Origin of the sequence: Actinomadura madurae (assembly GCF_900115095.1) — a bacterium.
GTDB lineage: Bacteria > Actinomycetota > Actinomycetes > Streptosporangiales > Streptosporangiaceae > Spirillospora > Spirillospora madurae.
This window is the reverse complement of sequence record NZ_FOVH01000027.1, coordinates 82,465-105,205: the sequence shown is the minus strand read 5'-3', so window position 1 is coordinate 105,205 and position 22,741 is coordinate 82,465. Positions and strand designations below refer to the sequence as shown.

The following is a 22,741-nucleotide window of genomic DNA, read 5'->3' as shown; positions in this document are numbered from 1 at the left end:
ATGATCATCGCGTCGCCGCCGGTGAACAGCACACTGGTCACCTGCGGATGCGCCAGCAGGTAGTCGCGCAACGCGGCCGGCTGGTCCCCGGCCATCTTCAGATCGGCCTCGCCCACGAACTGGGCCCACCGGAAGCAGTAGGTGCAGTACGCGTGACAGGTCTGCCCCTGCTTGGGGAAGTACAGCACCGTCTCGTCGTACTTGTGCTGCATCCCGGGGATCTTGCCGTCCCCGAAGCTGGGGATGTTCAGCTCCATCTGCCCGGCCGGATGCGGGTTCAGCTTCATCCGCACCCGATGCGCCGCCGCCTCCACCTCGGCCTTGGGCGCCTGGCGCCGCAACAGATCCGACAACACCGCCACATCCTCGGCCGGCAGCATGTCCTCTTGGGGGAACACCAGCCGGTACATCGGATCATCGGGCGCCGCCGACCAGTCGATGAGCTCCTCGACCACATAGGCGTTGGTCCTGAACGGCAGCACCGTGGCCACCGCCCGGGTCGCCAGCCGCTGCTCGGGCGACAACCCCGCCCGAGCGGTCAACTCCTCCAGGTGCTTGGCCGTGAAGGCACGGAACTTGCGACCGGTGGATCCCACCGCGGGAGCCGCGTCGTTCACCAGTGTCACGTGTTGGTACTCCTTGCTGTCAGCGGGGAAACGCACAGCCGGCGGGAAGCGCACCCCCGGTGCGTCGTCACGGACCGTGATCCGGTCTGCTCAGGACACCCCCATTCAACCGTTTGGGACATGTATATGCCGAATTGATACCCTCTCCAACTCGGAGACAAAGCCAGGTCACGGACGATTCAGACGAATGCCTCGTCATCATCGTTGACGTCCTGCCGGTTGTACAACGACTACGGGACGTCAACTTCTCCCTCACCAGGCGGTAAGCCCTCGGCCAGCGGATACGCGCCGAACACCGGCCCCGGTCACCGGCAGTCGTGATCTTCATAAATACTGGGCTGGGCGGGCATGACCGATCGGCGCACGGGAGTGCGGGCGTGAGGGGGCCGGGTGGACTCTGACGGACGGGACGGACCGGGCGTCGTCCCCATGCGCGTGATCGCCCTCGCGGCGGTCGCGGCGGTCACCTACGCCACGTTCGTGCTGGAGAACCTGCTCAGCCCCAAGCTGGACTTCTTCAACGGCTACGTGAGCGAGCTGTCGGCCGTCGACCAGCCGTTCCACCTCGTCTACAGCGCCGGCGACCTCGCCACCGGGGTCCTGTCGATCATGGTGGCGACCGGGACGCTCCGCCGGCTCACCCGCAGGCCCCTGGCCACCGCCGGGTGGACGTTCCTCGGCCTCTTCGGCGTGTGCGCCATCGGCGACGCGTCCTTCCCGCTGGACTGCGCGCCGAGCCTGGAGACCTGGTGCGCGCTGCGGGAGCGGTCCGAGCACGTCTCGTTCTCCCACGAGTTCCACTCGGTGACCAGCAGCGCCGTGATCGTCTGCGGGGTGGCCGCGCTGCTGCTGCTGTCCCTGGCGGCCCGCCGGTACGGATGGTGGCCGGCGCTCGCCCGCTGGGGCTGGCTGCTCGCGCTCGCCGAGACCGTGCTCGCGCTCGGCACGCTGGTGGCGATGTACCTGGGACAGTGGCTCGGGGTGATCCAGCGGGCCCAGATCAGCGTGCTGTGTCTGGGGCTGCTGACCATCGCGTGGGCGCTGTACGCGGACCGGAGGGACGCGGCGCGGGCCGCGCGGAGGGCGGCGGCGCACGAGGGGGCGTACCTGTGACGCGAGGGGGCGTACCGGTGAGCGGTGCGGGCGAGATCGTGAACGTGGGCCGGGAGCAGGTGCACCTGGTCGAGTCGGGGCCGGCGGACGGGCCGCCGCTGCTGCTCTCGTCCGGGCTGGGCGGCGCGTGGTTCGACTGGACGCCGTCCGTCGCGCTCCTGCGGGACGAGTACCGGGTGACCGCCTTCGACCGTCCCGGCCTCGGGCTCAGCCCGGCGGCGGCCGCGCCGCCGTCGCTGCGCCGCGACACCGGTGTCCTGGCGGCGCTGGCGGAGCGGGCGGGGCGGCCGGTGGTCGTCCTCGCGCACTCGATGGCCGCCTTCCCCGCGGAGGCGCTGGCCCGGCTCCGTCCGGAGCTCGTCGGGGGCGTGGTGCTGGTCGATCCGAGCTACGAGCGGAACCCGCGGGTCGTCGTTGGGGTCGCCAGGGTGCTGACGCCCCTGGCCACGGCGACCGGGGCGGTCCTCGGCGCGACGCGGCTGGCGCGGGTCGCCGGGCCGTTCGGGCGGCGGATGGTCCTCAAGCACACCAGCCGCCGCGACGAGGCCGTCCCGGCCTCGGTGGTGCGGTCGGTGTACGGGCGCGGGACGGTGATCGGCACGGTCATCGCCGAGGAGCTGGCGTACCGGGAGATGGCCGCCGACCTGGCGCGGCTGCGGGAGCGGCGGCCGTTCCCGCCCGTCCCGCTGGCCGTCGTGACCGCGCTCGGCGACGTGCGCGAGCCGGAGAAGAGGCGGGAATGGTCCGAGGGGCACGCGCGGCTCGCCCGCATGAGCCCGCACGGCCGGCGGATCGAGCTGCCCGACGCCCTGCACATGGTCCCGCTCGACCGTCCCGACGTGGTGGCCGACGCGGTCGCGGGCCTGCACCGCGCGGAGGAGCGGGCGTGAGGCGCGTCCCGGCCGTCGCGCTGGCCGTCCTGCTCGCCGTGACCCTGTCCGGCTGCAAGGTCATGCAGAGGATCTCCGACGGCGCGTACCGCAACGCCGTCACCGACGGAGTCGTCGACGAGCTGAAGGCCAAGGGCATCGAGCTGCGGGACCGTCCGGCGTGCGAGTCGCCCGGCCGCGAGACCGACTCGGTGGTGCGGGTGACCTGCACGGCCGAGACCACGACCGGCGAACCGGTCGCCGTGAACGGGATCGCCCTGGCCGCCGACACCGACCGCCCGCGCGAGTCGTACGTCGTCACGGTGGACGGGCGCGAGGTCCTGCGCAAGGACTGCCTCGGCCTCGGCTGCGACCGCCGGGGCACCTGACGCCGCCCCACCCGGCGGGGCAAGGAATCCGCATACGGGACGGAAAAACCCACCACGTCACGCATACGATCACCTACCGTCGGTGACGTAGCCGATGTGAAGATTCCACGCGTGAAGATGCCTCCTTTCCAACTGCCGGCCCGCCTGAAGGTCGGCCGCAGGACGGCGCTGATCATCGGTTCCGCCGGCCTCCTGGTCCTCGTCGCGGTGGGCGGCGGCGCGTTCGTGCTGCTGTCGGGCCGCGACGAGCTGACGTACAAGACGCAGGCCGCGCTGCGCAACGCGCTGCCCGTGACCGCCGCCGCCGAGCTGCGCGAGCGCGGCGTGACGCTGGCGTCCCCGCTGAAGTGCGCGGACCTGCCCGGCTGGACGAAGACGAAGATGCGCGTGTCCTGCCACGGCACGACATCGGACAAGCGGCCGGTCGAGGTCATCGGCAGCGGCGAGCAGCGGACCAAGAAGAGCTACTACACGATCCTGGTCGGCGGCCGCCCCGTGGTGGAGAACGCGCCGTGCCTGGGCGCGGACTGCGCCAAGGAAGAGGGCTGACCGCGGCCGGGTGATGATCGCCACTCCGGCAGGGTGCCGTCAAGGCGGGTGAAAGAACGCCATACGATGCGATGAGCTGCGTTCTTGCGGTGCACCGCATTTCCTTTCACCCTCCTGGAGCGGCCATGACCGGCACTGGCGAGCCGCCGCGCCCGGCGGCGCCTCGCCCCGCGGCGGCCCGCGTCCCGGGGGCGCGCCGCCCCGCGACGGCGCGTCCGCTGCCGATCGCGGTCGACACGATGGGCGGCGACCACGCCCCGCGCGAGATCATCGCGGGCGCCGTCGAGGCCGCCACCGAGCACGGCGTCCGGCTGGTCCTGGTCGGGCAGGCGCCGCGGATCCGGCGGGAGCTGGACCGCTACGGCTTCCTCGGCAAGATCCCGATCGTGCACGCCGACGAGGCCCTGGACATGGGCGAGGGCGCGCTCGCGAGCTGGCGCAAGCCCCGCTCGTCCATCGCGATCGCCTGCCACCTCATCAAGCAGGGGCGGGCGTCGGCGCTGGTGTCGGCGGGCAGCACCGCCGGGGTGGTGGCGACGTCGCGGCTGCGGCTGAAGGGCCAGCAGGGCGTGATGCGGCCGGCGATCGCGGTGGCGCTGCCGACCCGCCCCCGCCCGACGATCCTGCTGGACGCGGGCGCCACCGCCGACGTCAAGGCAGAGGGGCTCGTCCAGTTCGCCGCCCTCGGCACCGCGTACGCGCAGATCCTGCTGGAGGTCGACCGTCCCACCGTGGGGCTGCTCAACATCGGCGCCGAGCCGGGCAAGGGCAACAAGCTCACCAGGCGGGCGCACGAGCTGCTCGCGGGCGGCAGCCACGGCCTGGAGTTCACGGGGAACGTGGAGGGCCACGACCTGCTGGCCGGCCGCGCGGACGTCGTCGTCGCGGACGGTTTCACGGGCAACGTCGCGCTCAAGACCATGGAGGGGACGATCGGCACCGCGTTCAGCGAGGTCCGCGACGCGATGACCGCCAGCCCGGCCGCGCGGATGGGGGCCCTGCTCCAGCGGCGCCGCCTCCAGGACCTCCGCGACCGCCTCGACCCCGACACCTACGGCGGCGGCGTGCTGCTCGGCCTGAACGGCACGGTCGTCATCGCGCACGGCGCGTCCCGGGCCCGCGCGATCACCTCGGCGTGCGAACTCGCGCACCGGCTGGCCGCGGGGCGGATCGTGGAGCGGATCCGCGAGCAGGTCGCCGCCACCCGCACGTCCCGGTTCGGCCGCTGGACGCACGGCGAGCGCGACGGCGACCGGGCCGCGCGGAACGCCGACCGGCCCGCCGAGGCGGCGCCGGACCCGGAGCTCTCGCCCGCCGACACCATGCCCGACCGCATCGAGCCGCCCGGCACGCCGTAGCCCGCGCCGCAGTGGCCGGGCCGCGAAAAACCGGGTCCGGGCCGGGGCGCGTCGCCGATAACCTTGGGACATGCCCGATCCGCAACTCGTACTCGCCGCCCGGGTCCAGGAGGCGCTGAGCGCCGCCTTCGGACCGTCGTACGCGGACGCCGACCCGGTCATCCGGCCGTCGCAGTTCGCCGACCTTCAGGCCAACGTGGCGCTGCCGCTGGCCAAGAAGCTGGGGCGCCGGCCGCGAGAGGTGGCCGAGGAGATCGTCAAGAACCTCGACACGGCCGATGTCGTGGCGGAGGTGGAGGTCAGCGGGCCGGGCTTCATCAACCTGACGCTCAGCGACGCGTGGATCGCCGCGGCGGCGCAGCAGGCCCTGGAGGACGAGCGGCTCGCCGTCCCCCTCGCGGACGAGCCGCAGAAGGTCGTCGTCGAGTACTCGTCGCCGAACGTGGCGAAGGAGATGCACGTCGGGCACCTGCGGACCACGATCGTCGGGGACGCGATCGCGCGGATCCTGGCGTTCCTCGGCCACGACGTCGTCCGGGACAACCATGTCGGCGACTGGGGCACCCCGTTCGGGATGCTGATCGAGCACCTGCTCGACCTCGGCGAGGACGCGGCGGAGCGGGGCGACTCGTCCGTCAGCGACCTGACCGCGTTCTACCAGGCCGCGCGGGAGAAGTTCGAGAGCGACGAGGCGTTCGCCGACCGGTCCCGGAGCCGGGTCGTGGCGCTCCAGGCGGGCGACCCGGAGACGCTGCGGCTGTGGAACGTCCTCGTGGAGGTGTCCAAGCAGTACTTCAACGCCGTCTACGGGCGGCTCGGCGTCACCCTCACCGACGACGACATCAGGGGCGAGAGCTTTTACAACGACCTGCTCGCCCCGACCGTCCAGGAGCTGGAGGACAAGGGCATCGCGGTGGTCAGCGACGGGGCGCTGTGCGCGTTCCCGCCCGGGTTCACCGGCCGGGAGGGCGAGCCGCTCCCGGTGATCATCCGGAAGAGCGACGGCGGCTACAACTACTCCACCACCGACCTCGCGACGATCCGGTACCGGGTCGACACCGAGCACGTCGACCGGATGGTCTACGTGGTCGGCGCGCCGCAGTCGCTGCACTTCGAGATGGTGTTCGCGGTCGCCCGGATGGCGGGCTGGCTGGGCGACGAGGTGAAGGCCGAGCACGCGAAGATCGGCAACGTCCTCGGCACCGACGGCAAGATCCTGCGGACCCGGGCCGGCGGCACCGTCAAGCTCTCCGAGCTGCTGGACGAGGCCGTCGAGCGGGCCGGCGCCGCGTTCGACGAGATCCAGCACGACGAGCCGTTCGACGACGCGACCCGCGCGGAGATCGTCCAGGCGGTCGGCATCGGCGCGGTGAAGTACGCCGACCTGTCGGTGGCGCTCGACAGCGAGTACGTCTTCGACTTCGACCGGATGATCTCGTTCCACGGCAAGACCGGCCCGTACCTGCAGTACGCGACGGCACGGATCCGGTCGATCTTCCGGAAGGGCGGCCTGTCCCCCGAGGACGCGACCGGCCCGATCACGCTCGCGCACCCGGCCGAGCGGGCGCTGGCGCTGGAGCTGCTCGGGTTCGGCGCCGTCCTGAAGCAGGCCGGCGAGACCGCCGAGCCGCACCGGCTGGCGAGCTACGTCTACGCGGTCGCGGACGCCTACACGACGTTCTACGAGAACTGCCCGGTGCTGAAGGCTCCGGACGAAGCGACGAAGGCGTCCCGCCTCGCCCTGTGCGCCGCCACGCTGCGCACCCTCGTCACCGGCCTGGACATCCTGGGCGTCCCCACCCCGGAACGCATGTAGGGCCGAGCGCCGCCGGAGTCAGGACTGGAGGACGGCCCCGCGCTCGCGGGCGACCTGTTCGCGGACGGCGGGGACGACCTCCAGGGCGAAGATCGGCAGGTGCTCCGGGTCGCCCGCGAACAGGAACGAGTCGACGCCGTGGCCGACGGCCAGCTCGGTCAGCTCGTAGATCCACTGGCGGGGCGGGCCGTGCAGGAAGCCCCGCGACTCGCGGGCGTCCACCGCCCCTTCGAGGACGTAGACGCGGCGGAGGTCGGCGGGGTCGCGGCCCGCCCGCAGCGCCGCGTCGGCCAGCCGGCGCTGGCCGTCCGCGAGGCGCTTCGGCGGGATCAGCGACGACGGCGCGATCCAGCCGTCGGCGACGCGCCCGGCGAGGTCGAGGCCGCGCGGCCCGGTGACGCCGAGCCAGATGCCGATCTGGTGCGCGGGCGCCGGGCCGGCCTGGGCCGCCGCGAACCGGTAGTGCTCGCCCTGGAACCGGAGCCCGTTCTGGTCGCTCCAGTGCAGCCGGATGATCTGCACGGCCTCCTCGACGGCCCGGCGCGCGGCGGCGGCGCCGAGCCGCGGGCCGCCGTAGGTCTCGATGCCGTCCGGTGCCGCCCCGGAGCCGAGGCCGAGCTCGACCCGGCCGCCGCTCAGCCGGTCCATCGTGGCGAGCGCCTTCGCGAGCACGGCCGGCGGGCGCAGCGGCAGGCACGCCACCGCGGGCAGCACCCGGATCCGGGACGTGGAGGCGAGCACGGTGGCCATCAGCGTGAGCGCGTCGGCGGTGTCGCGCCGGTACGGCTCGTCGCGGACGCCCAGGAGGTCGAGCCCGAACCGGTCCGCGTCCTGCGCGACGCGGATCAGCGGGACGGACGGGTCCGGGGCCAGCGACACGCCGAACCGCAGCGGTCCCCGCGTCGGTCGGGCCGCCGTCACTGCAGGTAGCCTTCGACCTCGTCCGGCGGCCGGGCCTCGGTGTCGTCCGGGTCGGCGCCGGCCTCCAGCCTGGCCCTGCGGCGGCGCAGCAGGTCCCAGCACTGGTCGAGCGCGACCTCCAGGGACTCCAGCCGCCGGTGCTCCTCCTCGCGCCCGAGCTCGTCGCGCTGGTACCGCTCGCGGAGCCGCTGCTCCTCGCCGACGTACTCGCCGATGCGCTCCAGGACGTCCTTCTCGTCCATCGGCTCTCAGCGCTCGCGGTTCGCGTCGGTGAGCCCGCTGAGGAACCCGCCGTCGGTCCGCGTCGAGTGCTGCATCGAACCGGTCTTCGGCTCGATGACGGGCGACGCGGGCGGCGCGGCGGCGGCGCTCGACCCCGCGGCGCGCCGGGCGGGCGCCTTGCGGGACGCCGTGCCGGATCTGGCGCCCCCCTTCGCCGTGCCGGACTTCGTGCTCGCCGTCGTCCGCCCCGCCGACGTGGACTTGCGCGCGGCGGTGGTCCTGGACTTCGGCGCCGCCTTCTTCGCCGTGCCGGACGCCGAGGTCTTCCGGGTCGTGGACGACTTGGACGCCGTCCGCGTGGACGTCGTCGACCGCGACCGGCTCGACGCCGCCGACGTGCGCGCCGTGCCCTTGCTCGCCGTGCTCCGGCTCCCGGCGCTCCTGCTCCCGGTGCTCTTGCTCGCGGTGCTCCTGCCGGACGAGGGCGTCCGCGCCGCCGTGCTCCGCGTGCTCGCGGACTTGGCCGACGTGGTGATGACCTTCGCCGCCGCGTCCATCGCCTTCGCGGCGTCGGACATGGCCTTGGTCGCGCTTGTCATCGCCTTGGTCATCGCCGTCATGGCCTTGGCCGACGAGGACGCCTTGGTCGCCACCGACTTCATCTGCGTCGCGGCGGTCTTGGCCTGGCTCGCGGCCTTGGTGACCCGGGTCGCGGCGGCCGACGACGAGGCCGTCGTCCGGCCGGACGAGGCGGGCTTGCGCGCCGTGCTCCTCGTCCCGGTCGACCGGGATGTCGTGGACCTCGACGACGACGCCGAGGTCCGCTTCGCCGCCGGCTTCTTCGCGGTGCCGGACTTGGTGGCTGATGTGCTCTTCGTACGAGCGGCCGTCCCTCGGCCCGTCGTCGTACGCGCTGCGGTCTTGGTAGGCACTGATCTCCCCCCAGTGATGATCAGTTACGGGGAGATCTATTCCACAGTTCGTGACCCTCTACACACGTAGCGTCATACCAACTCAGACGCCCACCGGATGCCAGACGGTCTTGGTCTCCAGGAACGCGGTGAGGCGGGCGGTTCCGGGCGGTGCGGTCCAGTCGGTCCCGGCGGGGTGGTGGACGCGCTTGAGGTTGCCGGCGGCCTTGTCCTCCAGGTCGGCGACCTGGTCCTCCGGCACGCCGGTGAGGTCGATGGCGTTGACGTCCATGTGGGAGGCCAGCCAGGGCGCGAGCTCGGCGCGGCGCCCGGTCAGGATGTTGACCACGCCGCCGGGCAGGTCGGAGGTGGCCAGCACCTCGGCCAGGGTGATCGCGGGCAGCGGCGCCGGCTCGGCGGCGACCACGACGGCGGTGTTGCCGGACACGATCACCGGCGCGACGACCGAGACCAGGCCGAGCAGCGGCGAGTCGGGGGCGACGACGGCGACGACGCCGGTCGGCTCGGGGGTGGAGAAGTTGAAGAACGGCCCGGACACCGGGTTGGCGGCGCCAGCGACGGCGCTCAGCTTGTCGGCCCATCCGGCGTACCAGACCCACCGGTCGATCGCGGCGTCCACCTCGGCGGCGGCGCCGCTCTTGGACGCGCCGGTCCGGCGGAGCTCGCCGGTGAACTGGTCGCGGCGGCCTTCGAGCATCTCGGCGACGCGGTAGAGGATCTGGCCGCGGTTGTAGGCGGTGCGTCCCGACCAGCCGCCGAACGCCTTGCGGGCGGCGGCCACCGCGTCGCGGGCGTCCTTGCGGGACGCGTGGGAGGCGTTGGCCAGGAACCGGCCCTTGGCATCGTTCACGGGGTAGGACCTGCCGGACTCCGAGCGCGGGAACGCGCCGCCGATGTACAGCTTGTAGGTCTTGCGGACGGCGAGGCGGGCGGGCGGGTTAGACATCGAGGTAGGCCTCCAGTCCGTGGCGTCCGCCCTCTCGGCCGAACCCCGATTCCTTGTAGCCGCCGAACGGGGAGGCGGGGTCGAACTTGTTGAAGGTGTTGGCCCACACCACCCCGGCCCGGAGCCGCTGCGCGGTCCACAGGATCTGCGAGCCCTTCTCGGTCCAGATCCCGGCCGACAGCCCGTAGGGGGTGTTGTTGGCCTTGGCGACCGCCTCGTCGGGGGTGCGGAAGGTCAGGACCGACAGCACCGGCCCGAAGATCTCCTCCCGCGCGATCCGGTGCGACTGGGCCACGCCGGTGAACAGCGTGGGCGCGAACCAGAACCCGCGGGCGGGCAGCTCGCACGGCGGCGACCAGGCGTCGGCGCCCTCGGCCTCGCCGGCGGCGGTGAGCTCGCGGATCTTGGCGAGCTGCTCGGCGGAGTTGATCGCGCCGATGTCGGTGTTCTTGTCCAGCGGGTCGCCGACCCGCAGCGTCGCCATCCGCACCTTGAGCCGGTCCAGGACCTCGCCGGCGACCGATTCCTGCACCAGCAGCCGGGACCCGGCGCAGCACACGTGCCCCTGGTTGAAGAAGATCCCGTTGACGATGCCCTCGACGGCCTGGTCCAGCGCGGCGTCGGCGTACACGATGTTGGCGGCCTTGCCGCCCAGCTCAAGGGTCAGCTTCCTGCGGGTGCCGGCCAGGGTGCGGGCGATCTGGCGGCCGACCTCGGTGGAGCCGGTGAAGGCGACCTTGTCGACGCCCTCATGGGCGACCAGGGCGCGGCCGGTGTCGCCGGCGCCGGTGATGATGTTGACCACCCCGGGCGGCAGGTCGGCCTGGCGGCAGATGTCGGCGAACAGCAGCGCCGTGAGCGGCGTGGTCTCGGCCGGTTTCAGCACCACCGTGTTGCCGCAGGCCAGGGCGGGGGCGATCTTCCACGCCAGCATCAGCAGCGGGAAGTTCCACGGGATCACCTGCCCCGCCACCCCGACCGGCCGCGGGTCCGGCCCGAACCCGGCGTGGGGCAGCTTGTCGGCCCACCCGGCGTAGTAGAAGAACCACGCCGCCACCAGCGGCACGTCCACGTCCCGCGACTCGCGGATCGGCTTGCCGTTGTCGATCGACTCCAGCACCGCCAGCTCGCGGGACCGCTCCTGGACGATCCGCGCGATCCGGTACAGGTACTTGGCCCGCTCGGTGCCCGGCATCGGGCCCCACACCCGCTCGTAGGCGGTGCGCGCGGCCCGCACGGCGCGGTCGACGTCGGACTCGTCGGCGCGGGCGATGTCGGCGAGGACGCTCTCGTCGGCCGGGTTGACGGACTTGAACGGCTCCCCGTGCCCGTCGGTGAACTCGCCGTCGACGAACAGGCCGTAGGAGGCCCGGATGTCCACGACGGAGCGGGATTCGGGTGCGGGCGCGTACTCGAAGACCATGATCAGTCCACCGTGAAGTAGTCGGGACCCGAATAGACGCCCGTGGCCAGCTTGCGGCGCTGCATCAGCAGGTCGTTCAGGACGCTGGACGCCCCGAGGCGGAACCGGTCCGGGGTCAGCCAGTCGGGGCCGGCGGTCTCGTTCACCAGCACCAGGTACCGGATCGCGTCCTTGGTGGTGCGGATGCCGCCCGCCGGTTTCACCCCGACCTGCCGGCCGGTGGCGGCGCGGTAGTCGCGGACCGCCTCCAGCATCACCAGCGTCACCGGCAGCGTCGCGGCCGGGGAGACCTTGCCCGTGGAGGTCTTGATGAAGTCGGCGCCGGCCCGCATCGCCAGCCAGCTCGCCCGCCGCACGTTGTCGTAGGTGGCCAGCTCGCCGGTCTCCAGGATCACCTTCAGGTGCGCGTCCCCGCACGCGTCCTTGACCGCGACGATCTGGTCGAACACGGTGCCGTAGTCACCGGACAGGAACGCGCCCCGGTCGATCACCATGTCGATCTCCGCCGCCCCGGCCCGCACGGCCGCGCGGGTGTCGGCGAGCTTGGCCTCCAGCGGCGCCCGCCCCGACGGGAACGCCGTCGCCACGCTGGCGACGCCGATGCCCGTCCCCGCGAGGGCCGCGACGGCCGCCTCCACCATGTCGGGGTACACGCACACCGCCGCGACCTTCGGGACGGACGGGTCCGCCGGATCGGGGTGGGCGGCCTTGGCGCACAGCGCCCGCACCTTGCCCGGGGTGTCCGCGCCTTCCAGCGTGGTCAGGTCCACCATCGAGATCGCCAGATCGATCGCCTCGGCCTTCGCCGACGTCTTGATCGACCGGGTCGCCAGCCGCGCCGCCCGCTCCTCGGCCCCCACCTGGTCCACACCCGGCAGGCCGTGCAGGAACGCGCGCAGGTCGGCCGCGCCGTTCAGAGTCTCCGTTGACACGCCCCCAGCATCGCCGAACTACGCCCCAGGCACAAAACAGACACCTAACGAACCGATGTCACCGGAGTCTTCCCTCCCGCGCCTTGACAGCGGATAGAGCCATACATCTAAAGTACTAGCATCCTAGTTAAATGGAGGTGAGGATGATCGAGTTCCATCTGGACTCCGGCTCGGGCGTGTCGCCCTACATGCAGCTGGTCCGGCAGGTGCGGCACGCGCTGCGGCTGGATCTGCTGCGGGTCGGCGATCAGCTGCCCACCGTCAAGGACGTGGTGGCGCAGCTCGCGATCAATCCGAACACGGTGCTCAAGGCCTACCGGGAGCTGGAGCACGAAGGGCTGGTCGCACCGCGGCCGGGCCTCGGGACGTTCGTGACGCGGACGCTGGCGGGCGAGTCGCTGCACGCCCACGGCCCGCTGCGCAAGGACCTGGAGCGCTGGCTCGCGAAGGCGCGGCTGGCGGGGCTCGACGACGAGAGCATCGAGGCGCTGTTCATGACCACATTTCGGTCCGCCCGACAGGAGGACATAGCGTGACCGCCGTCCTGAAAGCCCAGGGGCTGGGCAAGAGATACGGGCAGCGCTGGGCGCTGGCCGACTGCACACTGGAGATCCCCGCCGGGCGGGTCGTGGGGCTCGTCGGGCCGAACGGGGCCGGGAAGACCACGCTGCTCAACCTGGCGGTGGGGCAGATGGCGCCGACCGCCGGGAGCATCGAGGTGCTCGGCGGGCGGCCGGCGAGCGGGCCGGACCAGCTGGCCAAGGTCGGGTACGTCGCGCAGGACACGCCGACGTACTCCGGGCTCAGCGTCGGCGACCACCTCACCCTGGGGGCGCGGCTCAACCCCCGCTGGGACGACGCCGTCGCCCGCGAGCGGATCGGGCGGCTCGGGTTCGACCTGCGGCACAAGGCCGGGAAGCTGTCCGGCGGGCAGCGCGCCCAGCTCGCCCTGACGCTGGGCATCGCCAAGCGGCCCGAACTGCTGGTCCTGGACGAGCCCGTCGCCGCGCTCGACCCGCTGGCCCGGCGCGAGTTCCTCCAGGGCCTCATGGAGGCCACCGCCGAGCATTCGCTGAGCGTCGTCCTGTCGTCCCACCTGGTGTCGGACCTGGAACGCACGTGCGACTACCTGATCGTCATCGTGGACTCGCGCGTCCGGGTCGCCGGGGACGTCGACGATCTCCGCGCCGCCCACCACCGGCTCACCGGCCCGCGCCGGGACGCGCCGCCGTCCGATCAGCACGTGGTGTCCGAGAGCCACACCGACCGGCAGAGCACCTTCGTCGTCCGGTCGGACGGTCCGATCCACGACCCGGCATGGACGGTCGGGCAGATCGGGCTCGAAGACCTCGTCCTCGCCTACATGACCCCGGGCCAGTCCCGTCCCGCTCTGGAGGCCGTCAAATGATCTGGCTGACGTTAAGGCAGTTCCGCGTCCAGGGCGCCGCCCTGTTCGGCGCGCTCGCCGTCCTCGGCGTGGCCCTCGCCCTCACCGGGCCCGGCCTCGCGGACGACTACGGCAAGGGCCTCGCGTCCTGCGGCACCGAGGACGCGTGCGCGCACTTCAGCAGGCGGTTCTTCACCGACCACGAGGTGTACTACGGCGCCATGATCGCGATCGTGATGATCGTGCCCGCCCTCATCGGGCTCTTCTGGGGCGCGCCGCTGATCACCCGGGAGCTGGAGAGCGGCACGCACCGGCTCGTCTGGAACCAGAGCGTGACGCGGTCCCGCTGGCTGGCCGTGAAGCTCGGCGTCGTCGGCCTGGCCGCCATGGTCGCCGCCGGGCTCACCGCGCGCGCCGCGAACTGGTGGTCCGAGCCGCTGGACAAGGCCGTGGCCGACCGGTTCGCGCGGGTCGAGCCGCTGAACTTCAGCGTGCACGGCATCGTCCCGATCGGGCACGCCGCCTTCGCCTTCGCGCTCGGTGTGACGGTCGGCGTCCTCACCCGCCGCACCCTGCCGGCCATGGCGATCACGCTCGCCGTCTTCGCCGGCGTCCAGGTCGCGATGCCGCTGTGGATCCGCCCCCACATCATCCCGCCCGAGACCGCGACCGTGGCGATCACCGCGAACAACATGTCGCAGATGACGCTGGACCAGGGCGCCAAGGAGATGACGCTCCGGGCCGGGGTGGGACCGGGAACGTGGACGCTGTCGAACCACACGGTCGACGCGTCCGGGCGCCCCGCCGACCCGCCCGGCTCCCTGCTCGCGAGCGCGTGCGCCCCGAAGATCCCGCCCGCGCCGGCGCCGGGAGCGGAGCCCCCGGTCCCGGACGGGCCGCCCGAGCAGTGCTTCGCCGAGATCGCCCGGCTCGGCTACCAGCAGAAGGTCGTCTACCACTCCGCCGGGCGCTTCTGGCCGCTGCAGTGGGCCGAGACCGGCCTGTTCGCCGTCCTCACCGCGGGCCTGACGGGTCTCTGCTTCTACTGGACGCGACGCCGCCTCTTCTAGAGGCCGCCTCTTCCAGAAGCGGTCAGGGCGTCAGGGTCAGGGATCGCTGGATGCGGTCGGCGGTCGCGCGCAGGCGGTCGGCCGACCGCTCGATCCTCGACAGCCGTCCGGGACGGCACGAGATGGCGAGCGCGCCGCGGACGGTGCCGGTGGCGTCCGTCACCGGCACCGCGGCGCAGCCCGTGCCGAGCGCGTACTCCTCGCGGTCGAAGAGCAGGCCGGCCTCCGGCTCCAGGGAGCGCAGCAGCCGCGCGGGCTCGGTGATGGTGTGCGGGGTCAGGTCGTGGAGCGGGTGCCGGGACAGGTAGTCGCGGCGCCGGTCGTCGTCGAGCTGGCTGAGCACGCACTTGCCCATCGCGGTGGCGTGCGCGGCGTCCTCGAAGCCGATCCACAGGTCGACGCGGGGGGCGCGCGGGCCGTCGGCGATGTCGATGAGGCGGATCTCGTCGTCCACCTGCATGCCGAAGTAGGCCGCGACGTTCAGCTCGTCCCGCAGCGCGACGAGGGTCGGGCGGACGCGGGCGAGGAGCTGCTGCGTGCGGCTCTGCCCGTGCAGCGTCTCGACCCGCTCGCCGAGCACCCAGAAGCCGTCCGGCAGGCGGGTCGCGTATCCCTCGTGGGCGAGGGTGCGCAGCAGGTGATAGGTGGTCGCGAGGGGCAGCTTCGCCTCGCGGGCGAGCTGTTTGGCGGGGGCGCCGTTCGGATGCGACGCCACCGTCTCCATCAGGCGCAGGGCGCGCTGCACCGAGGCGATGAGAGTGGGTTTGCGTGCCTCACCCATCACGCTCGGCGACCCCCTCTGGCCCGGTTCCGTCAAGGCCGTCGGCGACGGTTCCCTCCATTGCAGCATCCCGGCCGCTCCGCCGGAGGGGGTTTCCCGATCCGGCCACGGGAATGTCCGGTCCATGAGCCAGCGGACGCATGACCACGTGGACGAACGGACGGCAAGGAAGGTCGCCGAAGAGGCCCGGGAGACCGAATGGCGCCTGCCGAGCTTCGGCAAGCAGTTGTTCCTCGGCGACCTGCGCCTCGATCTGATCCATCCGCATCCCCGCCCGGACGGGGAGGCGCGGCGCAGGGGCGAGGAGTTCCTCGCCGAGCTCACCGAATTCTGCGCCACCCGGATCGACCCCGCCGTGATCGAGCGGGAGTCGCGCATCCCCGACGACGTCGTCCGGGGCCTGCGCGACCTCGGCGCGCTCGGCATGAAGATCCCGGAGAAGTACGGCGGGCTCGGGCTGAGCCAGTTCTACTACGGCCGCGCGCTGATGGTCGTCGGCTCGGTCAGCCCGGCGCTCGCCGCACTGCTGTCGGCCCACCAGTCCATCGGAGTCCCGCAGCCGGTCAAGCTGTTCGGGACGCGGGAGCAGCAGGACGCGTGGCTGCCGCGCTGCGCCCGGGAGGTCAGCGCGTTCCTGCTGACCGAGCCCGACGTCGGCTCCGACCCGGCCCGGCTGCGCGCCACCGCCGTCCCGGACGGCGACGACTACGTCCTGAACGGCGTCAAGCTGTGGACGACCAACGGCGTCATCGCCGATCTCGTCGTCGTGATGGCGCGCGTCCCGAAGTCGGACGGCCACCGCGGCGGCATCTCCGCGTTCGTCGTGGACATGGCCACGCCCGGCATCACCGTCGAGAACCGCAACGCCTTCATGGGGCTGCGCGGCATCGAGAACGGCGTGACGCGGTTCCACGACGTCCGCGTCCCGAAGGCGAACCTGATCGGCAAGGAGGGCGCGGGCCTGAAGATCGCGCTCACCACGCTGAACACCGGGCGGCTGTCCCTGCCCGCGATCTGCGCGGCGAGCGGCAAGTGGGCCGCCCGGATCGCGCGGGAGTGGTCGCGGGAGCGGGTGCAGTGGGGCCGTCCGGTCGGCGAGCACGAGGCGGTGGCCCGCAAGGTCGCGTTCATCACGGCGACCGCGTACGCGATGGAGGCGATGCTCGACCTGTCCGGCCAGCTCGCGGACGACGAGCGGGGCGACATCCGGATCGAGGCGGCGCTCGCGAAGCTGTGGTCGTCGGAGATGGCGTGCCGGGCCGCGGACGAGCTGGTCCAGCTGCGCGGCGGGCGCGGCTACGAGACTGCCGAGTCGCTCGCGGCGCGCGGCGAGCGCGGCGTCCCGGCCGAGCAGGTGCTGCGCGACCTGCGCATCAACCGGATCTTCGAGGGCTCCAGCGAGATCATGCACCTGCTGATCGCCCGCGAGGCGGTCGACGCGCACCTGTCGGTGGCCGGGGACATCATCGACCCGGAGGCCTCCCCCGGCCAGAAGGCGCGGGCGGCGGCGAAGGCCGGCGGGTTCTACGCGCGCTGGCTCCCGACGCTCGTCACCGGCGCCGGGCAGCGCCCGAGCTCCTACGCCGAGTTCGGGCCGCTCGCGAGGCACCTGCGGTACGTCGAGCGGGCGTCCCGCAAGCTGGCCCGGTCGATCTTCTACGCGGCCGGGCGCTGGCAGGGCGGCCTGGAGTACCGGCAGGGGTTCCTCGGCCGGATGGTCGACATCGGCGCCGAGCTGTTCGCGATGAGCGCGGTGTGCGTCCGCGCCCACGCCGACGCGTCCGCCGACGGCCCGCTCGGCGCCGCGGGCCCGGACGGGTCCGGCCCCGCCACCGCGCCCGGCGCCTCGGCGCTGCTGCTCGCCGACGCGTTCTGCCGGCAGGCGCGCGTCCGCGCCGAGGAGCTGTTCGACGGGCTGTGGCGCAACACCGACGCCATGGACGTGAAGCTGGCGCGGGCCGCCCTCGCCGGGGACTTCGCCTGGGTGGAGGAGGGCGTCCTCGACCCGTCCATCCCGGGGCCGTGGATCGCGCCGTCCGACCCCGGGCCGAGCGGGAAGGACGACGTCCACCGGACCATCGGCTGAGCCGGCCCGCGGCGGCGGGGCAGGGGCGACACGCCCGGCGGATCCCCGCCGCCCGTCACCGCGGGGCGTCCGGCGCGTACGCATGGGTAGACTGACCCGACCTTCGCGCCAGAGATCGAACCGTCCTGCGGACGGTGTTCCGGTCCGGCGAACGAGAACTCCAGCCGAACGCCAACGCACCCAGCGAGCGGGATGTAATGCAGTCACCTGGTCAGAAGAAGTCCATCGCAGGCTCCCTCCTCAACCTCATCGGCAGCGGACCGAAGAAGGCCGGCCCGGCCGCCACCGGGCCCGCCGCGGACGGGGACGTCGTCCAGCCCGCCGCCGGGGAGGGCGCGCTGGAGAACCATCTGGGCGGGGACGAGGCCCGCAACTACCGCAAGTACGAGTACGAGACGGTCGCGCCGCACGTCGGCCGGTCCATGCTGGAGGTGGGCTCGGGTCTCGGGCACTTCTCCGAGCAGTTCGCCGGCCGCCTCGACTACCTCGTCGTCAGCGACAACGACCCGTACTGCGTCGGTGAGCTGCGCGACCGCTACGAGGGCAACGACGACGTCGAGGTCATCGACCTGGCGCTGCCGGCCGACATCAAGATCCGGCAGAAGGTCGACACCGTCGTGATGATGAACGTCCTGGAGCACATCAAGGACGACGTCCAGGCGCTGCGCGACCTCGCCGCCGTCACCGAGCCCGGCGGCCGCATCGTCATCTGGGTGCCCGGCTACATGCAGCTCTACGGCGACTTCGACCGCAAGGTCGGGCACGTCACCCGGTACACGCCGGCGACGCTGGAGAAGTCCGTCCGCGAGGCCGGGCTCGTGCCCGAGGTGCTCAAGCCGATCAACTTCCTGGGCGGGATCGCCTGGTGGTTCGCGGTCCGCCGCGGCGGCGCCGGCTACCCCGACCCCAAGCTCGTCAAGATCTACGACCGGACGGTCGTGCCGCTCACCCGCACCATCGAGCGGGTCGTGAAGCCGCCGTTCGGGCAGACGGTCATCTGCGTGGCGCGCGTCCCCCGCTGACGCCGTACGAAGCCGGGAAGGCTCCCCGATGGGGACGGGTCACGAAACACGGCCCGTCCCCGTCGCTTTTTTCTGTCGCCCGTAACGGTATGTCTCGTGCGGCGTCCGGGCCCCGCGACCGGGAGACTGGAAACGGCCGGACGGGTCCCGGGCCGCCTCTCCGGGCGGGGAAGCACCGCCTGCTTCCGCGGGCCGTGGCCGTGAAGGCCAGCCACGAAGTTCCCGTGTGGCCTGACGATCCGCGTGGCGGGGGTCCGGGAGGGGAGATCCTCGCCACGCGGTCAGGCGCGCGCCTTCGCCGCGGCGAACAGGCCGAGCCGGTGGGCGGTGGCGGCGGCCTCGCCGCGGCTCGTCACCTCCAGCTTGCCGAGGATGTTCGACACGTGCACGCTGGCCGTCTTCACCGAGATGAACAGCGCCTCGGCGATGTCGCGGTTGCTGCGGCCCTCGGCGACGAGCCGCAGCACCTCGAACTCGCGCGGCGTCAGCCCGAGCGGCGCGGACCCCGTGCGCGGCGCCCGGGTGCGGCGCAGCAGGCCGGCGGCCTCCTCGCCGAGCGGGACGGCGCCCAGCCGGTCCGTGATCTCCACGGCGGTGCGCAGCATGGCCGCCGCGCCGTCGTGGTCGCCGCCCGCGAGCGCCGACTCCGCGGCACGGCACAGCGCCCGCGCGTGGTAGTACGGGTTGCCGAGGCCCTCCCACGCGGCGGCGGCCTTCTCCCAGGCCGCGCGGTCGGGGAGGCCGTTCGCCTTGGCCAGCTTGGCGTCGTAGGTGAGCCGGTACGCCCGCTGCAGGGGTCCGCTGGTCTCCAGCCCGGCCACGCGCTCCCGGATGCGCCGCAGGTCGCCGGCGGCCTCCTCGCCCACCTGGTCGCAGGCCGTCACGGCGGTGACGAGGACCGGCCAGGCGTACCGGGCGTCGTCCGGCAGGCCGCCGTGGTCGAGGACGGGCCGTGCCGCGTCCAGCGCGGCGGCCGGGTCGCCTCCTTCGAGCGCGATGCTCGCCTCCAGCCAGAGGGCGCTGAAGTAGTCCTGCGTCTTCAGCCACTTCAGCTTGAGCTTCATGATCTCGCGGGCCCGGTCCAGCCGCGCCCTGGCCGTCGCGAGATCGCCGCGCGACAGCGCCACCCAGCCGGACAGGACGAGCAGCGAGGTCCGGGTCGTGATCGCCGGGTCCTGCTCCATCGCGTGGCCCATCACCGCCATCGCCTCGTCCCACCGGCCGAGCGAGACCAGCGGCTCGGCCTGGTTGATGGACAGGAACGTGCCCTGGGTGCGGGCCACCCCGTACTCGCGCGCCAGCTCCTTGCCGCGCTCGGCGACCGCGGCGGCCTCCTCGTGGCGTCCGGCGCCCTCCAGGAAGTGCGACCTGATCACGTGGTAGCGGAGCAGCACCCGGTGGTCGCCGCAGCGCCTGGTGGCCTCCTCGATCTCGGTCAGGCGGTCCGCGCCCTCGTAGTCGATGTGCGCGCAGAACAGCGTGATCAGCGCCTCGGCCTCCGCGACGGGGTCGCCGAGCTCCCGTGCGATGGACAGCGACTCCAGCGCCGCCGCGCGGGCCGCCTCGATCTCCGTCATGATCCGCACGTAGTTGCCGAGCGTGGACAGGGCGCGGGCGCGCATGATGGTCGGCGGGTCGGCGGGCAGCGCGTCCACCGCGGCGCGCAGATCCTCGACGAAGCCGGGGCGCGCGAGCTGGTAGAGCATGCGGCCGCGCAGTTCCAGCAGCATCGCCCAGCGCGCCGTGTCGCGTTCGCCGCCGGCGGCCTCGACCTCGTTGATCGCGGCGGTGACGAGCCTGACGCCGCGGTCGTACTCGCCGGCCCCGTCCGCGGCGGTCGCGGCGTCCTCCAGGACCCTGACATGGTCGGCGCCGATGCGCTCGGCCGCGTCCGGCACCTTGTCCCACAGTTGCAGGACGCGTTCGAGCATGGCGAGCCGCTCGGCGTACGCGAGCGCCTTGCGTGCCTCCCCGGCGGCGCGCCAGGACGCGACCAGCGCCCACGTGCTGTCGTGGGCCTGCGTCCAGTGGTAGCTCAGCTCGACCCAGAGGCGCCCGGCGGGGACGAGCCCGGGGTCCTTCTCCAGGGCCTCGGCGTAGCGGGTGTGGAGCCGCGTGTACTCGCCTGGCAGCAGGTCGTCGTGGACGGCCTCGCGGATCAGGGCGTGCCGGAACGCGTAGCCGTCGCCGTCCACGACCAGCACGTTCGCCGCGACGGCGGGCCGCAGGACGCGGGCGAGCGCGGCGTCGTCGAGCCCGGACACGGCCGCCAGCAGGGCGTGCTCGATGCGGGTGCTGCCGCCGCTGGCGTCCCGCAGGACGTCCTGCGTCTCCTCGGGCAGCCGCTGGACGCCCGCGAGCAGCAGGTCGCGCAGCGACTCGGGCAGCTCGCACGCCAGCGTGCCGTCGTCGTCGAGCAGCGCCTCGATGAACAGGGGGTTGCCCTCGCTGCGGGCCTCGACCCGCTCGACGAGGCCGGGCGGCGGGGCGTGGCCGAGCAGCTCGGTGACGAGCGCGGCGACGTCGCCGCGGGCCAGCCGTCCGATCTCGATCCGGCGGACGCGGTCGAGCCGCTCCAGGCCGGCGAGCAGCGGGCGGAGCGGGTGGGTGCGGTGCAGCTCGTCCGACCGGTACGTCATGACGATCAGCAGCGGCACGGTGCCGAGGTTGCGGATCAGGAAGGCGAGCAGGTCGCGGGTGGAGCGGTCGGCCCAGTGGGCGTCCTCGATGACCAGCACGACCGGGCCGCGCTCGGCGAGCCGCTCCAGCAGGGTCAGCACGACCTCGAACAGCCGGGCGCGCTCCTCGCCGGACGCGGCGTCGGTCTCCGGCTCGCCGAACTCGGGCAGCAGCCGGGCGAGGCCGCCGGTGTCGCCGCGCGGGACGAGGCCGGCGACGCCGTCGATGCCGATGTCGCGGACGAGCCCGCGCAGGACGGTGGTGAACGGGGCGAACGGCAGGCCGTCCGAGCCGAGCTCCAGGCAGCCGCCGACGAGCGCCCTGGCCTCGGCGGCGCGGGCGAACTCCGTGATGAGGCGGGTCTTGCCGAGCCCGGCGTCGCCGCCGACGAGCACGGCCCCGGGCGCGGCGGCGAGGGCCTCCCGCAGTCGCGCCAGCTCGGCCGACCTGCCGACCAGGACGGAACTCATCGCATGGGCGTTCACGACACAAGCATGCCAAACGGATCGGACATTCCCACCCGAATATCACTTGGTGAGATGCCGCCAGGTCTGGCCGCGGTGCTCGTCCAGCTCGGGGATCTCTCCCCTCGGGAGCGGCGGGTGGACGCTGGTGCGCACCGGCCCCTCCTCGTGGATCCTCCGCTGCCGGAAGTGGTCGAGTCCGGTCATCTCGGCATGCGAGAGCACCGGCGCGACGGGGGCGCCGGCCGCGGTGAGGCGCTCGATCGCCTCCGCCCGGGTGAGCCTCGCGACCGCGGCGGCGACCGTCCCGTCCAGCTCGCCGATCCGGCCGAGCCGCTCGGCGAACGGGACGCCGGCGTGCTCGGCGATCCCGAGGGCCCGGCAGGTGGCGTCCCACAGCCTCTCCTCGGAGACGACGCCGAGGGTGATCCTGTGGCCGTCCTTGGTCGGGTAGACGCCGTAGCCGGGGACGGGGCCGACGCCCGACCTGCGCGTCGCGGGCGGGACGGTGCCGACCCAGTGCGCGAGGACGTCCGCCATGCCGAGGTCGACGCGGTCGCCGGTGCCCGTCTCGCGGGCCTTGAGGCAGGCGGCGGTGATCGCGAACGCGGCCATCGTGGCGGCCGACATGTCGGCGACGGGCAGCTCGTCGGCCTCCGGGGAGACGGCGTCGGGGGGCAGCGCGGCGGCGTAGGCGCGGTAGTTGATGTCGTGGCCGGGGACGTCCGCGAGGGGGCCCTCCGCGCCGTAGCCGGAGATGGAGCAGTAGACGAGCCGCGGGTTGAGGGCACGGAGCGTCTCGTGGCCCACGCCCAGCCGCTCGGCGACGCCGGGACGGAACCCCTCCACGAAGACCTCGGCGTCTCCGGCCAGTTCCTTGAGCCTCGCGAGCCCCTCCTCCGACTTCAGGTCGAGCACGATGCCGCGCTTGTGCCGGTTGAGGACGTCGAAGTGGTCGCGGAACATCCGCATCGGCTCCCCGCCGGGCGGCTCGACCTTGATCACGTCCGCGCCGAGCTGGGCGAGCAGCTGCGTGGCGTACGGGCCGGGCCGCCACATCGTCAGGTCGAGGACGCGGAGTCCGTCCAGCGGCGCCATGGCGCTCCTCTCGTCTCGTCGGCTTCACCGTGCCGGTCGGGGCGCCCGCCGTCAAGCG

Annotated in this window: 20 protein-coding genes and 1 pseudogene; 12 read left to right on the top strand and 9 right to left on the bottom strand. The window is 73.0% G+C overall.

Annotation, left to right across the window (positions count from 1 at the left end):
* Positions 1–626, bottom strand: a pseudogene (locus BM339_RS44285) (lysine 2,3-aminomutase); the annotation flags it as partial.
* 390 nt (positions 627–1,016) lie between these two features.
* On the opposite strand from BM339_RS44285, the gene BM339_RS44280 reads away from it, so the two are divergent.
* From BM339_RS44280 to argS, 6 genes are all read left to right on the top strand, one after another.
* On the top strand, positions 1,017–1,739 hold the full coding sequence (locus tag BM339_RS44280; protein WP_143118837.1) for a DUF998 domain-containing protein: 723 nt from the start codon (positions 1,017–1,019) through the stop codon (positions 1,737–1,739).
* A gap of 17 nt (positions 1,740–1,756) precedes the next feature.
* Positions 1,757–2,629, top strand: coding sequence for an alpha/beta fold hydrolase (locus tag BM339_RS44275; RefSeq protein ID WP_256255830.1), 873 nt, complete (start codon positions 1,757–1,759; stop codon positions 2,627–2,629).
* The gene (locus tag BM339_RS44270; protein ID WP_021600153.1) at positions 2,626–2,997 is read left to right on the top strand and encodes a hypothetical protein; all 372 of its coding nucleotides are present in this window, start codon (positions 2,626–2,628) and stop codon (positions 2,995–2,997) included. Before BM339_RS44275 ends, BM339_RS44270 begins: the two co-directional genes overlap by 4 nt.
* A gap of 117 nt (positions 2,998–3,114) precedes the next feature.
* A complete protein-coding gene (locus BM339_RS44265; RefSeq protein ID WP_075024728.1) occupies positions 3,115–3,546 on the top strand; it encodes a hypothetical protein in 432 nt (143 codons plus the stop codon).
* Positions 3,547–3,785: 239 nt separating this feature from the next.
* Complete coding sequence (gene plsX, locus BM339_RS44260; protein WP_420883418.1) at positions 3,786–4,904, top strand: phosphate acyltransferase PlsX; 1,119 nt, start codon at positions 3,786–3,788, stop codon at positions 4,902–4,904.
* Positions 4,905–4,974: 70 nt separating this feature from the next.
* Positions 4,975–6,720 carry an arginine--tRNA ligase gene (argS, locus tag BM339_RS44255; protein ID WP_021600100.1) on the top strand — a complete coding sequence of 582 codons (1,746 nt, stop codon included), beginning with the start codon at positions 4,975–4,977 and terminating at the stop codon, positions 6,718–6,720.
* 18 nt (positions 6,721–6,738) lie between these two features.
* Here the strand turns inward: argS and BM339_RS44250 are convergent, their stop codons facing one another.
* Both BM339_RS44250 and BM339_RS44245 read right to left on the bottom strand, forming a co-directional pair.
* A complete protein-coding gene (locus BM339_RS44250; RefSeq protein WP_143118835.1) occupies positions 6,739–7,641 on the bottom strand; it encodes an LLM class flavin-dependent oxidoreductase in 903 nt (300 codons plus the stop codon).
* Complete coding sequence (locus tag BM339_RS44245; protein WP_021599930.1) at positions 7,638–7,883, bottom strand: DUF2630 family protein; 246 nt, start codon at positions 7,881–7,883, stop codon at positions 7,638–7,640. The genes BM339_RS44250 and BM339_RS44245 overlap by 4 nt, the downstream gene beginning before the upstream one ends.
* 94 nt (positions 7,884–7,977) lie before the next feature.
* Between BM339_RS44245 and BM339_RS44240 the strand changes: the two genes are divergently transcribed.
* Positions 7,978–8,865, top strand: coding sequence for a hypothetical protein (locus BM339_RS44240; RefSeq protein WP_143118834.1), 888 nt, complete (start codon positions 7,978–7,980; stop codon positions 8,863–8,865).
* A 12-nt stretch (positions 8,866–8,877) separates the two neighbouring features.
* Here the strand turns inward: BM339_RS44240 and BM339_RS44235 are convergent, their stop codons facing one another.
* Genes BM339_RS44235 through deoC form a run of 3 tightly spaced genes read right to left on the bottom strand, consistent with a single transcriptional unit; the run spans position 8,878 to position 12,096 of the window.
* On the bottom strand, positions 8,878–9,741 hold the full coding sequence (locus tag BM339_RS44235; RefSeq protein ID WP_075024721.1) for an aldehyde dehydrogenase family protein: 864 nt from the start codon (positions 9,739–9,741) through the stop codon (positions 8,878–8,880).
* Positions 9,734–11,164 carry an aldehyde dehydrogenase family protein gene (locus BM339_RS44230; RefSeq protein WP_075024720.1) on the bottom strand — a complete coding sequence of 477 codons (1,431 nt, stop codon included), beginning with the start codon at positions 11,162–11,164 and terminating at the stop codon, positions 9,734–9,736. Before BM339_RS44230 ends, BM339_RS44235 begins: the two co-directional genes overlap by 8 nt.
* Before the next feature lie 2 nt (positions 11,165–11,166).
* Positions 11,167–12,096, bottom strand: coding sequence for a deoxyribose-phosphate aldolase (deoC, locus tag BM339_RS44225; protein ID WP_024935625.1), 930 nt, complete (start codon positions 12,094–12,096; stop codon positions 11,167–11,169).
* A 143-nt stretch (positions 12,097–12,239) separates the two neighbouring features.
* On the opposite strand from deoC, the gene BM339_RS44220 reads away from it, so the two are divergent.
* Genes BM339_RS44220 through BM339_RS44210 form a run of 3 tightly spaced genes read left to right on the top strand, consistent with a single transcriptional unit; the run spans position 12,240 to position 14,553 of the window.
* Positions 12,240–12,632 carry a GntR family transcriptional regulator gene (locus tag BM339_RS44220; protein WP_021592740.1) on the top strand — a complete coding sequence of 131 codons (393 nt, stop codon included), beginning with the start codon at positions 12,240–12,242 and terminating at the stop codon, positions 12,630–12,632.
* Complete coding sequence (locus BM339_RS44215) at positions 12,629–13,504, top strand: ABC transporter ATP-binding protein (RefSeq protein WP_021592741.1); 876 nt, start codon at positions 12,629–12,631, stop codon at positions 13,502–13,504. Before BM339_RS44220 ends, BM339_RS44215 begins: the two co-directional genes overlap by 4 nt.
* Positions 13,501–14,553 (top strand): ABC-2 transporter permease, encoded by a 1,053-nt coding sequence (locus BM339_RS44210; RefSeq protein WP_021592742.1) that lies wholly within the window; start codon positions 13,501–13,503, stop codon positions 14,551–14,553. Before BM339_RS44215 ends, BM339_RS44210 begins: the two co-directional genes overlap by 4 nt.
* Positions 14,554–14,575: 22 nt before the next feature.
* Here the strand turns inward: BM339_RS44210 and BM339_RS44205 are convergent, their stop codons facing one another.
* Positions 14,576–15,334 carry an IclR family transcriptional regulator gene (locus BM339_RS44205; protein ID WP_021592743.1) on the bottom strand — a complete coding sequence of 253 codons (759 nt, stop codon included), beginning with the start codon at positions 15,332–15,334 and terminating at the stop codon, positions 14,576–14,578.
* Between the two features lie 124 nt (positions 15,335–15,458).
* Here BM339_RS44205 and BM339_RS44200 point away from each other — a divergent pair, with 124 nt between their 5' ends.
* Together BM339_RS44200 and BM339_RS44195 are read left to right on the top strand one after the other, a co-directional pair.
* Entirely contained in the window at positions 15,459–17,420 is a 1,962-nt protein-coding gene (locus BM339_RS44200; RefSeq protein ID WP_021592744.1) for an acyl-CoA dehydrogenase family protein, read from the top strand.
* A 197-nt stretch (positions 17,421–17,617) separates the two neighbouring features.
* On the top strand, positions 17,618–18,442 hold the full coding sequence (locus tag BM339_RS44195) for a class I SAM-dependent methyltransferase (RefSeq protein WP_021592745.1): 825 nt from the start codon (positions 17,618–17,620) through the stop codon (positions 18,440–18,442).
* 281 nt (positions 18,443–18,723) lie between these two features.
* On the opposite strand, the gene BM339_RS52395 is transcribed toward BM339_RS44195, so the two are convergent.
* Together BM339_RS52395 and BM339_RS44185 are read right to left on the bottom strand one after the other, a co-directional pair.
* On the bottom strand, positions 18,724–21,591 hold the full coding sequence (locus tag BM339_RS52395) for a helix-turn-helix transcriptional regulator (RefSeq protein ID WP_075024719.1): 2,868 nt from the start codon (positions 21,589–21,591) through the stop codon (positions 18,724–18,726).
* A gap of 57 nt (positions 21,592–21,648) precedes the next feature.
* Complete coding sequence (locus tag BM339_RS44185) at positions 21,649–22,683, bottom strand: CaiB/BaiF CoA transferase family protein (protein ID WP_075024718.1); 1,035 nt, start codon at positions 22,681–22,683, stop codon at positions 21,649–21,651.
* Positions 22,684–22,741 lie beyond the last annotated feature (58 nt).